At 43.3% G+C, this 14,170-nt stretch carries 11 protein-coding genes and 2 pseudogenes; 6 read left to right on the top strand and 7 right to left on the bottom strand.

Annotated elements, in window-relative coordinates; translation table 11 throughout:
• The first annotated feature begins 45 nt into the window (after window positions 1-45).
• Window positions 46-1,379: pseudogene (gene glmM / locus L5L98_RS05925) on the top strand (phosphoglucosamine mutase).
• A 425-nt stretch (window positions 1,380-1,804) separates the two neighbouring features.
• Here the strand turns inward: glmM and L5L98_RS05920 are convergent.
• On the bottom strand, window positions 1,805-2,509 hold the full coding sequence (locus tag L5L98_RS05920; RefSeq protein WP_263139283.1) for a HutD family protein: 705 nt from the start codon (window positions 2,507-2,509) through the stop codon (window positions 1,805-1,807).
• Between the two features lie 198 nt (window positions 2,510-2,707).
• Complete coding sequence (locus L5L98_RS05915; RefSeq protein WP_263139281.1) at window positions 2,708-3,160, bottom strand: copper resistance protein NlpE; 453 nt, start codon at window positions 3,158-3,160, stop codon at window positions 2,708-2,710.
• Between the two features lie 259 nt (window positions 3,161-3,419).
• Between L5L98_RS05915 and L5L98_RS05910 the strand changes: the two genes are divergently transcribed.
• The 5 genes and pseudogenes from L5L98_RS05910 (at window position 3,420) to L5L98_RS05890 (ending at window position 8,424) form a co-directional block, all read left to right on the top strand.
• Entirely contained in the window at window positions 3,420-4,961 is a 1,542-nt protein-coding gene (locus L5L98_RS05910) for a DUF3369 domain-containing protein (RefSeq protein ID WP_263139279.1), read from the top strand.
• Window positions 4,958-6,328 carry a GAF domain-containing sensor histidine kinase gene (locus L5L98_RS05905; RefSeq protein WP_263139277.1) on the top strand — a complete coding sequence of 457 codons (1,371 nt, stop codon included), beginning with the start codon at window positions 4,958-4,960 and terminating at the stop codon, window positions 6,326-6,328. Before L5L98_RS05910 ends, L5L98_RS05905 begins: the two co-directional genes overlap by 4 nt.
• 216 nt (window positions 6,329-6,544) lie before the next feature.
• Window positions 6,545-6,715, top strand: a pseudogene (locus L5L98_RS05900) (sugar phosphate nucleotidyltransferase); the annotation flags it as partial.
• Window positions 6,716-6,756: 41 nt separating this feature from the next.
• Window positions 6,757-7,296, top strand: a complete 540-nt coding sequence (gene rfbC, locus L5L98_RS05895) for a dTDP-4-dehydrorhamnose 3,5-epimerase (protein WP_263139276.1) — start codon at window positions 6,757-6,759, stop codon at window positions 7,294-7,296.
• A gap of 33 nt (window positions 7,297-7,329) precedes the next feature.
• Window positions 7,330-8,424 (top strand): NADH:flavin oxidoreductase/NADH oxidase, encoded by a 1,095-nt coding sequence (locus L5L98_RS05890; RefSeq protein ID WP_263139274.1) that lies wholly within the window; start codon window positions 7,330-7,332, stop codon window positions 8,422-8,424.
• A 108-nt stretch (window positions 8,425-8,532) separates the two neighbouring features.
• On the opposite strand, the gene L5L98_RS05885 is transcribed toward L5L98_RS05890, so the two are convergent.
• The 5 genes from L5L98_RS05885 to L5L98_RS05865 all read right to left on the bottom strand — a co-directional run bounded on the left by L5L98_RS05885 (window position 8,533) and on the right by L5L98_RS05865 (window position 14,089).
• The gene (locus tag L5L98_RS05885; protein ID WP_263139273.1) at window positions 8,533-10,878 is read right to left on the bottom strand and encodes a YjbH domain-containing protein; all 2,346 of its coding nucleotides are present in this window, start codon (window positions 10,876-10,878) and stop codon (window positions 8,533-8,535) included.
• On the bottom strand, window positions 10,878-11,663 hold the full coding sequence (locus L5L98_RS05880) for a capsule biosynthesis GfcC family protein (protein WP_263139271.1): 786 nt from the start codon (window positions 11,661-11,663) through the stop codon (window positions 10,878-10,880). The genes L5L98_RS05885 and L5L98_RS05880 overlap by 1 nt, the downstream gene beginning before the upstream one ends.
• 10 nt (window positions 11,664-11,673) lie before the next feature.
• Window positions 11,674-12,384, bottom strand: a complete 711-nt coding sequence (locus tag L5L98_RS05875) for a YjbF family lipoprotein (protein ID WP_131523123.1) — start codon at window positions 12,382-12,384, stop codon at window positions 11,674-11,676.
• A gap of 146 nt (window positions 12,385-12,530) precedes the next feature.
• A complete protein-coding gene (locus tag L5L98_RS05870; protein ID WP_131523124.1) occupies window positions 12,531-12,770 on the bottom strand; it encodes a hypothetical protein in 240 nt (79 codons plus the stop codon).
• A gap of 194 nt (window positions 12,771-12,964) precedes the next feature.
• Window positions 12,965-14,089: a patatin-like phospholipase family protein gene (locus L5L98_RS05865; RefSeq protein WP_028761134.1), complete on the bottom strand. Its 1,125-nt coding sequence runs from the start codon at window positions 14,087-14,089 to the stop codon at window positions 12,965-12,967.
• Window positions 14,090-14,170 lie beyond the last annotated feature (81 nt).

Genomic DNA, 14,170 nt, shown 5'->3' with positions numbered 1-14,170 from the left:
TTTGATTTGGCTTTTTTCGTTTATAACTGTTTTTATGGATTTTGTATGTCTAGGAAGTATTTTGGTACTGATGGTGTACGTGGCAAGGTCGGTGAGTCTCCTAATACGCCTGATTTTGCGATGGTACAGTGCTTGCGTCTAGTGGAACTAAAGAAGTACTGATTGGTAAAGATACTCGTAGTAGTGGTTATATGCTTGAGTCAGCAATGGAAGCTGGGTTTTCTGCTGCAGGCGTGAATGTTGCGCTTATTGGCCCTATGCCTACACCCGCGGTGGCGTATTTGGCCTCAACATTTCGCGCTGACGCAGGGGTCGTGATCAGCGCATCGCACAATCCATTTTATGATAATGGCATTAAGTTTTTTTCTAATTCCGGCACTAAGTTAAATGATGCGCAGGAGCTGGAAATCGAAGCCTTGTTAGAAAAGGCGCTTAACCAGAATGAAATGCAGTGTGTTGCCTCTGAAAAGCTTGGCAAAGTGCGCCGTATTGATGATGCTGCCGGTCGTTATATTGAGTTCTGCAAAGGCACTTTTCCAAATCATTTGTCTCTAGCGAGATTGAAGATTGTTGTCGATAGTGCCCATGGTGCTGCATATCATATCGCGCCCAATGTTTACCGTGAACTCGGTGCTGAAGTGATTAGCATCAATGACAAACCTAATGGTGTGAATATTAATGATCACTGTGGGGCGACGCATTTAGACAGTTTGCAAACAGCGGTTATGGTGCATGAAGCTGATTTAGGTATTGCGCTCGATGGTGATGCTGACCGGGTTATGTTTGTCGATCACAACGGTCATGTGGTTGATGGTGATGAGATTTTATTCATTCTTGCTCAGGCTGCCCACAGCAAAGGTGAAATGACAGGTGGCGTGGTTGGTACCTTAATGTCAAATCTTGGTTTGGAGCTCGCACTTAAGCAGATGGATATCCCTTTTGTTCGCGCAAAAGTAGGCGACCGCTATGTGGTTGAACAGCTTAAAGCGACTGGCTGGCAACTTGGCGGTGAAGGTTCAGGACATATATTGAGCTTGCAATATGCTTCAACGGGTGACGGCATTGTTGCATCCTTACAGGTACTTAAAGCTGTATTAGAGTCCCAGAAGAGTTTGTCTGAGATTAAAGCTGGCATGACTAAACTTCCTCAAGTGTTAATTAATGTGCGTTTGGCCACGGCTGATGCTGACAGTATTTTAGCGACAAGCAGCGTACAGCAAGCTGTGATTAAAGCCGAAGGGATCTTAGGTGACCAAGGGCGTGTGTTGCTGCGTAAATCGGGTACAGAGCCGCTTATTCGGGTAATGGTGGAATCTACTGATAATCTTATGACGCAGACTCAAGCTGAATATATCGCAGATGCGGTACGAGCAGCCTAAACCTGAAGTTTGTGATGCTTAACTGTTTTAAGCGTACATTCTTTTTTAAATGCCAATTCATTTGAATTGGCATTTTTGTTTTAGGCTGTTTGATAGATATTTTGTAGGAGTTTTTGGTTATGTGGCAAGGTGGATTTAATTGATTAAGGCAAGTTCTTTTAACCTTTTACTTTTTGGGTTAGCGATATGTGAATACGCATTACCAGTGGAGCCTGCTTTATCGGTTCTGCCTTGGTCCTTATGCTGATTGGTCAAACGACGTTACAGACCTGGGCATGATGTGCGTTATGCCATTGATGCGAGCAAGATCCATGGCAACCATTAGAGTCCTTCGATTCTGGGCTCCGAAAAACCGTCGAGTGGTTAGTGGCCCGGTATTTTAACGCGCAAATTGAGTAATATTGGAGATTAACCTGTAAATACTGTTATAGGGGACTGGCAGTAATAGACACTTTAAGTAGTCTACTTGGTCTTGTTGTTTTTAACCTTATACCATCGCCTTGTTGGAAAACGAGAATATCATAGGGCATGATCTTGATAAGCTTTCCATTGTGCTCCCATGTCATGGTATCTAAGCAGCAAAGTATTTGGATGATAGGGACGTCAGTTGTGCTGTGGTGTTCATTTGGATAGTTGTTTGAGGTTGCAATCTGTTCTTCGATAAATATGTCATCAATGCTAAGCCTTTGCGTATGCGCTTTAAATGCGCCGCGTTTGGTCATGACATTGAAATCAATAACATTACTGCCTAATAATTGACTTGTTATTGAGGTTTCACCAGCAAAGCCGAATGGGCTATCTGTGGGTGTGAGTCGTTTATACTCAGTTGTATCTGTGTCTCCCAGTATTCTTTCTTCGCCCCCAAGGTTATTTATCTGTTTTTCCCCTTCATGGCTATCGATGCTGAGTTCAACACCATCGCCTTCTAGGATGACCAGTTGTCTGTCTATGCCATTAAATAATGAAAAGGGTCCGTTACTGCTAATGCTTGCTATGCTGATCCGATAATCAAATTCAGTAAGTTCGGCATTGATGGGGGAAATGAGTAGCTGTTTTGTGCTTCCACCACCATTTTTCCATGGCGTTGATGGGCAATCTTGATAGCGGATCAGTTGTATGCTGTTATTCAAAATCACCTCTTTATTGGTTAAGAAGGTTTGATTCGCCTTTCTTAGCTTCACAACTTCTAAAGCATGGCTTTGCGATTGCAGAACATTTCTGTGTGACTTATGGATAACGGTACGGAGGCTTTGCTCTTACGTTAAGTGCAAAGCCGCCGTTATTCATAATCTAATACCGCAGCTGAGTGCTAGCTGCCAGCTCTGCTTTTATAGACCTTTCTTTTTCAACACATAATTTGCAGCAAGTTCGCCGGTGATCCGTTTGCCTTCAGTGTCTAACATGATCAACTGATTTTCACCGACCAAATATTGTGTACCATCTTCTAGAGTGATTTTCTGGCCCAGTTCGTCCCATGTCACTTTACCCATCAGTTTTAAAATCTTTTCATCTTTACCTAAATAAACTGTTTCTTGAACAAAGCTATTATCAGCTTGCAAAGTGATTAGGGTTTGCATTCCTTCACAACTGGCGCAAGGCAATACGCCTTCATAACTACCTGCCCAATCGAGCGAGTTCTGGCTGGTATCACCTACTGGGACGGATTTTGCCGCTTCTGTTTGAGCTTGGGCTGTATTAACTTCCGTTTCGTCTTTTGGTGCTTCTGAGCAAGCCGTGGTGAATAAAGCCAGCAGTGCGATGTAACATAGTGATTTTTTCATAGTAGCTCCAATAGAAATTTTGGGAATTATGCATTAAGTGCACTCATCATACCCGCCAAGACTAGGTTAGGCTAACTTTTGCTATTTCTATTTTTATAACAATAGCTTAAGTTGTTTTTGTGTGGGTTTTAAGTGGCCACTATGTTGGTTGTTAGTCCTAAGCGGTAATTAATGGGATGATAATTTATCCTTTGAAACTAGTCACTTTCAAGATTGAATCTATACTAAAACGTAACTATTCATCGCAAACGGTGGTTTTGTGGCGTTATTTAAGAAAAGTGCTGATGTTATCGAAGATACATCCCATAAGCCTAAACAAGGCATTTGGAAGGTGGCCATTATTGATGATGAACCAGGGATCCATGATGTCACTCGATTTGCGTTAAAAAATCTGACCTTAGATAATCGTGTCTTGCAGTTCTACTCCTGTTACAGCGCTGCTGAAGGTTTAACATTATTTCAAACTGAATCAGATATTGCCTTGGCCTTTATTGATGTCGTCATGGAAACGGATCATGCAGGCTTAGAGCTAGTCCAAAAAATTCGCACTGAATTAAATAACCACAGTACCCGCATCATTTTACGTACGGGTCAGCCGGGGCAAGCACCTGAAGAGCAAGTTATTCGGGATTTTGACATTAACGATTATAAAGCTAAAACAGAGCTCACCGCGGCTCGGCTTAAGTCTTGTGTGTACACGTCATTGCGCTCCTATCGCGATATAAAAATTATCGAGCAAAGCCAAAAGGGGATGGAAAAAGTGATTGCTGCTTCCACCTCTGTACTTAAGAGCCATACATTGCATAACTTTGGTAGTGCAGTGCTCGAACAGACCTTGCAACTGCTCAATCTTGAAAGCTCGGCTCTTTATCTCACGAGTTATCATCAAGACCTTTACCTCGATACTCAAATGAATCTGCTGGCCGCCACGGGAGATATGATCAGTTACTTTGAAGGTGGAAGCGTTGAGACTCTGCCAGGGGATGTGCGGGAACATATTATTGAAGCGATAGCGCTAAAAACCTCGCTGATCCGTGACAATATTTATGTTGGATTTTATGAGCTTAGTGGCCATGTCACCAGTATTTTATATTTACAACACAACACTAAGTTAACGGATTTTCAAGTCAGCATTCTTGAGCTATTTGCGGCAAATGTGAGCTTAACCTTTGAGAACTTGTCGGGCCGCGAAAATGTGCAGCAGACACAAAGGGAGCTAATTTTAATCATTGGAGATGCCATTGAGCAGCGCAGTAAGGAGACTGGAGCCCATGTGCGCCGCGTAGCGCGCATGACAGAAATGCTCGCGATTGCCATTGGTATGAAGGCAGACTTTATCGAAACCATTCGTTATGCGGCGCCTCTTCATGATGTAGGCAAAATTGGTATCCCTGAGAGTATTTTGCATAAGCCCGGTAAACTCGATGCCGAGGAATGGGCGATTATGCAAACCCACGCAGAGAAGGGTTATAACCTGTTGGTTGGCTCAAATCGTATTATTGCCAAAATGGGCGCTAGAATTGCTTATACTCACCATGAACGTTGGGATGGGCAAGGTTATCCCCGTGGGCTATCGCAAGAAGACATTCCTATTGAAGGCCGCCTGATGGCGATTGTTGATGTAATTGATGCTTTGCTTTCTAAGCGAAGTTACAAAGAGGCTTGGTCAGTTGAGGCGGTGCGCGAGTACATCTTAGCGCAATCGGGTAAACAGTTTGATCCCGTGTTATGTGAAGCCAGCCTTGATTTGTTAGATGTGTTTGCCTCCCTACATATTCATATTCCGGACGAGCCGCTATGACCCGAATGCTTGATCGAATTTTATTTGATGTCAGTAAGTCTCAGGTTATTGATGAGGGTGATCTAATTCAAGCATCACAACTTATCGTGAGCTCAATTTGTAAGGGATTACAGATCTCTCGGGCGGGCATTTGGTTGTTGAGTCCGGATAATCAGAGCATCGCTTGTTATTATTCACTCGACAATCAGCAGCCACAAGAAGCGTTAGTGCTCACTCGCGCGCAGTTTCCCCATTACTTTAGCCTGCTCGACAATGAGCGCACAATTGTCGCCAATAAGGCGCAAACGGATCCCGCCACTAAAGAATTTGTCGAAACCTATCTGAAACCGAATCAGATCAGCTCTTTGTTGGATAGTCCTATTCGTCACCACGGAAAAATGGTGGGGATTATTTGTTCTGAACATCAGGGTGAGGCGAGGGAATGGACTCGGGATGAGAAGGCCTTTGCCTCGGCACTGGCCGACCTTTTTGGCCGAGCCATGAGTGCTAAAGAGATCATTGAATATCAGCAACAGCTCAAGCTCATTAATACCGATCTTGAGCATAAAGTTGAGCTGCGCACCGCAGAGCTTGAAACGGCATTATCGACTTTAAAATCAACCCAAAAGCACTTAATTGAAAATGAAAAAATGGCGGCCTTAGGCAGCTTAGTCGCCGGTGTTGCCCATGAAGTGAACACCCCCCTTGGCATAGCTGTCACATCCGTGACCCATTGTTTGGATGAGTTATCCCTATTGAAAGGACTCTTTGAGAAAAACGAGCTTGATGAGGATAAATTTGTCAGCTTTATCAATACAATGCAGGATGGTTTATGCTTAATTGAGCGTAATCTTTCCCGTGCTGCAGAACTGGTGCATAACTTCAAGCGCACTGCTGCAGACCAATCGATACTGGAACGCGAGCGCTTTAATCTGAAGAATTATATTTTTCAGATATTTAGTTCATTAAAACCCTTGATGCGTAAGAAAAATATCACTTTAAAAGTTGAACTTGACGATAATATTTTTATTGATTCTTATCCTGGTGCGATCGCACAAATTTTCACTAACTTAGTCGCGAACAGTTTTCGCCATGCTTTTCCCGATGATTTTGTCGGTGATAAGCAAATTGTGATAGTAGTTGAAAAAATGGCTTCGCAGATCAAGATGATTTATGAAGATAATGGCGTAGGCATGTCCGATGAAGTGAAAGCCAAAGCATTTGAGCCTTTTTTCACCACCGCAAGGCAGAGTGGCGGAACAGGTTTGGGGATGTCGATTATTTATAATCTGATCACACAAAAACTGAATGGTAATGTGTCACTCTTCTCTGCGCCTAATCAGGGGTTACGTATTGAGATGCTGATCCCTGAAAGTAGTAAGGGTTGAGATAGGTTAGCGTCTTCTTATATGTTTATTAAGTAAAAGACGAATTGAAATCTTACTGAGCCAAAATGGTATTTAGCTTTTGCAGTTTAATATTCAGCTGTGTTGTTTTTCCTGCATTAACAGCCAACAGCCCTGTTATCCGTTCTTCCTGCCGGCGACATTTTATATGCTACAATCTTGGCACTTTAACATGGCTTATCAATCCTAAATATTTCAATGAGAAAAGGCATTTTACTGGCGGGTTGTACTGGCTCGCGTCTTTATCCTATGGCGCAGGTTGTTTGTAAGCAATTACTGCCCATTTATGATAAACCAATGACTTATTACCCTTTGGCCACACTTATGCAAGCTGAGATTCGGGATATATTGATCCTTTTTATACCGTACTATTTCGCTGTTTCGCGCATGACTCTATAAGCAGGTATTGGATGAAATATTGCGAAACAGAATTAGCCGAAGTATTGGTGTTTGAACCCCAAGTATTTGGTGATGAGCGTGGTTTTTTTAAGGAAACGTTCAGGCAATCCTATTTTGATACTTGTTTTACTGTAAGAGGACTTCAGCCTCCCGTATTTGTGCAGGAAAATCAGAGTCGTTCGCAACACAATGTACTACGTGGATTGCATTTTCAACAGCGTAAGCCGCAAGGTAAATTGGTGCGGGTTTGTGCAGGGAGCATCTTTGATGTTGCTGTTGATATACGGGCCGACTCGGCCACCTATGGAAAATGGGTTGGGCGAGTGTTATCGGCAGAGAATCACCTGCAAATGTGGATCCCACCGGGGTTTGCGCACGGTTTTTATGTTCTTAGTGATTATGCTGATGTTATTTATCAATGTACCCAATATTATGATCCTGAAGATGAAAGCGTTTTAGCTTGGAACAGTGCTGAGTTTGCCATTGATTGGCCATTAATTGCCGCACCGATTTTATCCACCAGAGATAGCATCGCCAGTACACCCTCATAAAGCCAATCACTGCTTGTATTAAAAGGAATGACAATGAGTTTATTATTTTCGCCTTTAACCTTAGGTCAACTCGAGTTAGCTAACCGCATTATCATCGCGCCTATGTGTCAGTATTCGGCAGAAAACGGCCAAGCAACCGATTGGCATACGATTCATTTAGGGAGCATGGCGTTATCGGGTGCGGGAATGCTCATTTTAGAGGCTACCGCTGTTCTGCCCAATGGCCGAATTTCCTATGCAGATTTAGGCCTATGGGATGACAAAACGGAGGCTGCTTTAGATAAAACCCTCAAATCTATTCGCAAGTATTCAAGTATGCCAATGGCGATACAACTCGCCCATGCGGGGCGTAAAGCATCAACTCGAAAACCTTGGGAAGGTGGCGGCACTATTGCACCCGATGAACATAATGGTTGGCAGACGATAGCGCCTTCCGCGCAGGCTTTTAACGAAGGTACAGCATTACCGAGTGCGATGACATTGGATGAAATTGATGAGCTTATATTGGCATTTGTCAGTTCGGCGCAACGTGCCGAACGATTAGGGCTTGATGCGATTGAACTCCATGCTGCTCATGGTTATTTACTTCATCAATTTTTATCCCCATTATCGAATCAACGCATTGACCAATATGGTGGCAGTTTAGAAAATCGTTTGAGTTTATTATTGGCCGTGTTCGATGCAATTAAAGCAGTGATATCGCCTAAGATGGCACTCGGTGTGCGGATATCAGCGACTGATTGGGTCTATGGCGGTTGGGATTTAGCTCAAAGCCTAGTATTGGCAAAAGCATTAGAGGCCCGAGGCTGTGATTTTATCCATGTGAGTACAGGTGGATTAAGTCCATTACAACAAATTCCTGTTGCAGAACACTTTCAAGTGCCTTTTGCCGAAGCCATTAAAGCTGAGGTAAACACACCTGTGATTGCCGTGGGATTAATTACGGATGCCAATAAAGCAGAAACGATTCTGGCACACGGGCAGGCTGATGCTATTGCACTTGCTCGCACTATGCTCTATGACCCACATTGGCCTTGGCATGCGGCAGTAATATTAGGTGCAACTGTGAAAGCGCCGCCACAGTACTTACGTTCATCGCCACATGGGATTAAATCGCCAATAAAGTAGTGAGCTAATTTTGCAGTGCAGATTTTACTATTGTAAGTTAGTCCTAAAGGCAGAAAACAAAACGGGCAAGAATTATCTTGCCCGTTTTGAGGTTTAACTGAGTACTAATTATTTAATGGGGTCAACACTGGGTCTGGTATACCAAGGCGCACGTGCATCAGTTACATCGAACAAGTTGTACTTACGGCCAAGCATTTGACCGCCGTCGCGGGTCAACGGCATCCATGATAGGAAAGCACGACTATGGGTAGACTTAACCGTCATTAGATCGAATGGGATTGAAATATAGAATCCCTTGGTAAAGCTTCCCTCACCGTATTCATCTGCCGATAGATTAGTTTTAGTCGCAAATGCGCCGACGATAACACCACTATCAAACTGTTTAGAGAAATCAACCGTCACGCCTTTATCCTCGGTGAGATATTGTCCAGCACTGACTCTGAGTAAGGTGTTAGGAAACCACTCCGGTTGGTAATAAGCCGTTGCATGTCCAGTCACTACGCCAGTCTGAACTCGATAGGCACGATTGGTGAGAGGGTCAAATTGATTTTCATCCTTAAAGAACCCAAACATGCTATCGGGATCTCGCTGCTTAGCATAGTTAACATCGAACCCAAAGGCCCATTGACTATTAAGTGGGCGATATAGAAACTCAGTACCAACACCGCCATACATCATCTCTAAATAGCCACCATAGGCTTGATAGGAAATATTATCACTAAAATTGTCCATCCAAGTGAGTTGCAGGTTATTAACTCTCACTGGGTTATCGTGAACATATTGGCGGATTAAGGTTCTTACGCGTTTTAACTCGGTGCCGTCTGGTGGCACGTCATATAAAAATTTATCATAGTTATCGTATAAATTAAGGTAGAGAGAACCGCCAAATTCGAAGTTATCGGTAAATCGATAGTTGGCACTACCTGTAACACCGATATTAAACATGTAGAAGCTTTCTGAACCACCGAAGGATTGCACCATAGTCGGTGAAATATCAAAGCCAAGCTTGTCTAACCAATTTTTGTCTGAGTGTGTGACTAGTTGGCCTTGAGGTAATGAAGGGACACTGACTTGACTTGCGTCTGCTATCTTCGCATTCAGATAGCCAAAACTTGCTACTTGCGCAAATTTTTCCGCATTAATACGAGTTTCGGTAATTGGCTGGCTATAGTGAGTTTCAATCAAGCGATACTCTTTGATTCGAGTTAGATCGCTACTGTTGGCGAGTATGGTTGCCGCCCTTTGATGGGCTTCATTTCTATCTCGAAACTTAGTTTGCTCACCAACGACAGTGATGCTGTCAGAGCTGAGGTAAATTTTAGGATTGTTATAGCCCGCAATGGATTGTAGATCCTGTGCTACTTTCGACCAGTTAATTGCTGTTTCTAACATGCCCTCTTGTGGCTGTATTAAATGAACGTCAGCGATTTCTGTTGTGGTGTCTATGGTGGCGCTGGCTATTGCAGGCGTTTGTTCTGAAGAATTAACACTCTTTAATGGCGTATTTGTTGTTTGCGCATGTGTTAACGGTGCCGCAGGAATTGGCTTATATTTCGCTGCAGCAGGATCGCGTTTAATCTGTGTTAACTCATTAAAATTCGTTTGTAGGCTAAAACCAAGCGTCCAAGTGTTTCCGCGCTCATAGCTTAAGTGCAGATCTCCCCAGTCTCCGAACCGATATAATAGGCCATAGTTAAATTTGCTGTCCTGTGGCATAGCAATACCGCCGCGAACAACTGGAAAGTCGGATTGGTAGTCGTTACCATCGTATTCGACTTTGACGCGTAGTGGGTCCCAAGGCGTTTGATATTCGACACCGCCGAAGAGGGCCGCGCAACCTTTAAACCAACGTTGATAATCAACTGTGCCACCTTTACCACCATAGGACGTATCTCGATCGCAGTTATAGTTGAGATCTTTTTTATCCGATGTCAGGTTGCCGCTATTACCGATATATCCCCAGCCAATACCTAAGGTGAAATCTAACGGCCCAACTCGTTTAGTGGCTGCAATAAACTCACCATCGAATAATCCTGTGCCACCAAAGTCGCGGACACCAATCGAGGTTTCTGGTAGCCAGTTGCTTTCTTCAAGTAGACGGACTTTAAAGTCTATGCCCTTATCCGTGTATTTTGTGTTTCCACTAAAACTGGGGTCGCTACTATAGAGTAAGTCTTGTACTTGGGTATAACGAACTGTGGTTTCAAACCAAGGGAAAAGTTGTACAGAGGCCGTAAAGTGTTGGTATTCGTCGTTATAGCTAGTGGCAAAATTAAACTCGCCTTCAGGTGCCATACGCCCCGTTGGCATCTGCATTAAACCAACACCGCCAAAATCTGATTGCGAGGCTAAGAGTGTGGGATAGCTAAATTCATCGGCAGTCGCATGTAATAGTGGCAAAAGTGCCAAAGATAGTGCGGATAGACGACCTAAAGAATGGAGAGAGTTTTTCATTACAGAGCCCGATTCCTGAGTAATTCAATCATGTTTTCATTCAAACTCGTGTCGTCACCAAAGCCGCTTGAAAACTCAACGTAAAGTGTTGCCCCAGGTGCAATATCCTGAGTCTGATGGTTCCAATAGGCGATAGGTTGTTTTATTGCCTGTCCATCGGGTTGAATTATCCATATAAAACTAGTTTCAGCATTATCGAGTATGCCTGCTTGCTTGAGGTAATCTTTGCTACTTAGTTGATTCTGCCATGTAAAACTCCCCGTTTGAGCCACTGCACCAAGTACCGTGACGGTTGTTGGACGAGGCGGTAAAACTAATAGAAAACGACCATTAATCAGCGAATTATACGAATCATTAATTCGAATAACATCAACATCCAGTGGTTGTATTACACGTTGTCCAAGTTTTAAGTTGCGAATGAATTGTGCAAGTTTAGCTAGCTTGGCGATGTAAGCACTGTCGTCTTTAGCTTCGCCCATTTTGGATAGTAGGGTTAAGACTTGCTGGCGTTTAGTCTCTAATACTGTGGTATTCTCAATATCGAGTAATGCTGCACCTAACCAATAAATAGGCACGACTTCATTTTGATTGGTTTTATTATATTTTGGAAGTTGGACTAATCCATCTTGCACTATTTGCTCAATACGCACAGCTGCAGGATAGTTCAGTTGAACCTGAGCATCTTGATTTGTTGATGTGCTGATGAATAGCTGAGTTTCAGCCTGAACAGTTGTCGTTAATACCGAACTAAGTACAAGTGCCAATGGCGCTATGTAATATCTCATAATGGTTCCACTAGGATGCAAATGGCTTAAGTAAAGTGATATCAATAAAAGGTAGATTTGGTGCTATCTTCTGGCGACTTTTAATGACGTGTCCATTATCTGGCTTTAACCAAAATTCATTTTGATACTGGATATTCAGGCCTTCCACTGATACTCGCTCACTGTAATGCAGTACTTGGGTTGGCGTATCGTTGATGAGTATCTCTTCCTCGGCAATAAAAGCAAACTGCGAGTTAATCTTATATCCATAATGGTATCCTGGCTGCCAATCAATAGTTCGAGTCCAAGTTTTAGGAGTACTGCTTAAATGCAAGCCCAAGAGAATAGGATCGGGTTCAGAGCTTTCTATTGCGGCTAAATTGCCAGTAAGTAGACTTTGAGTTTTTACTAAACGTCCGTTCACTGTCACTAACATAGCGTTATCTGCGGAGAGCCATTTTAGCTCAATTACTTCCGGTGCGGGTCTGATTGGGGTGAGAGTTTGTTTCGGTTCCGCAAAGGCTAAAACAACAAATGCTTGGGGGGTGTCATCAATCTTGACATAAATGCTGGCATAGGGATTAGCTTTCACTTGCTCGGTTGTGAGCTTAACATCGCTATCTCCAACGAAAGCCAATTTCATCGTATCGTTGAGGGCGCTAATTCGTTGACTACAGCCAGAAATTCCCATTAATGCAATGGAGGCTGTGAGTAGTGATAGTAGTTTTTTATTTATACGCATCCGAGTTGCTTATTCTCAATAGTCATAAATATCAAATGTAGAGAGAGGTGAGTCTTATTTCAAGAAATGGAGCAATTCCTACTCTCTAGGAGAAACAAAAAAAACAACCGCCAGTAGGCGGTTGTTTGATAGCTATATCAGACTGATTAGTTGCCAGTACCAGTGGTAGTGTTAGTACCTGTACTCGTGATTGGGTTGCCATCAGAGCTGTTAGAGATTGCAACAGCACCGGCAATCGCAGCACCAGCAGCAACAGAACCAGCAACGATTAAACCAGTGCTGTTAGCTGCAGCGTTAGTGCCTGCTGCTTTGCCTTCAACTGCATTTGCAGCCATAGAGCTGAATGCCGTGATTGCAACGATAAGTGCTAGTGAAGTTTTTTTCATCGTGATTCCCTTTTTGAAAAAATGTGCATGATTTTTTGATAATCTAGTACAGCATAGTAAGCGATGCAAACAAAATTATCAATGTTAAATCCATCTTCTTGCTCATGCGAAAGTTTGAATTTCGGCACTAATATTCAAGCTATATCTATCCATTTGGCATGATTTTTAGTGAAAAAACTGATTAAGTCGTTAGCTTATTTTAAACAAAAGAAATCTTTAAGTTCATCGATTTTTTCCATGGCATCTTTATAGCCTAAGTCGATTAAAGCGCTGGTATACGTTTTTTCGAAGAGTAGGTAGGACACAATACTTGAGTCTGATTGCCTGTCTATACCAATGAAGCCGAGTAAGGTTTTAACGGCCCATGGCATGTCGTCATAGAAGCGGGCAGCAATTTTGCTGAGATCTTCGCTAGGTTTGATGACTAGGGCTTTAATCGGATGCAAGGCGAGTTTGTTACGGCTTGACTCAGGAATCAGGCTTAAAGTGTTATTGATCCTTTCTAGTCTCTCAAGGTCGCTATTTAAGGTATCTGAAAAGATGGTATCGAGCAGATGACCCGCTATGGTCGCTGTTTTTGGGTGATATTCCAGTTCCATTGGGAAATGCTTGTGTGGACTCTCTAAGTTAATGACTAAGAGTTTTTCGGCGCCTAAATGAATAGGGCTTGAGAGCGGTGCTAGCTGATGGACTGAACCATCACCATAATAGGCTTGGTTGAGTTTAATGGATGGAAATACCATAGGGATTGCCGAACTGGCGAGTAGGTGCTCGGTATTGAGCATGATACGTTCGCCACTGCGACGGGCACGGGTCCAGTTTTCGATTTCTTTCGCGGCTTGAAAAAAGGTCACTGAGCGAGAGTTATTATAACAAGAGGCATCTACACTCAGCGCCGTCAGCGAGCCATTACGGATATTGCGGTCGATACGTTTAAAGTCGATAAGCTCATTGAGTAAGCCTCTGAGTGGATCATTATCGAGCAGACTGCCTGCATCGGTATTGACCTTATCATCTTGCATACCTTTGAGGGCCATTTTCGTTAGATGGCTGAGAACGCCTGTGATCGAAGCTCGGTAGACTTTTCGAGTTTCAAAATGACGCCAAACCCATTCGAGTTTTCTGACGCCAAGGTGAAAGCAAGAGGCATGGGTCGCGATAGCTGTGCCATTGATGGCACCCGCAGAGGTTCCGCAAATAATTTTAAAGGGAATACCATGATTGCGTGGATAAAGCTGGACCAGTGCTTTTAACACGCCGACTTGGTAGGCCGCCCTAGCGCCGCCACCGCCTAAGACTAATGCAGTTGATGTAGGCAATCTTCAGACTCAATTTATTGTTTTAATAGTTTTATTAAAGCAACGCCCCCCTATAAAAAGCAAGTCGGTAGACTCAATTAG

Source organism: Shewanella sp. SM23, from assembly GCF_025654295.1.
Classification (GTDB): domain Bacteria; phylum Pseudomonadota; class Gammaproteobacteria; order Enterobacterales; family Shewanellaceae; genus Shewanella; species Shewanella oncorhynchi.
This window is presented reverse-complemented; position numbering and strand designations above follow the sequence as displayed.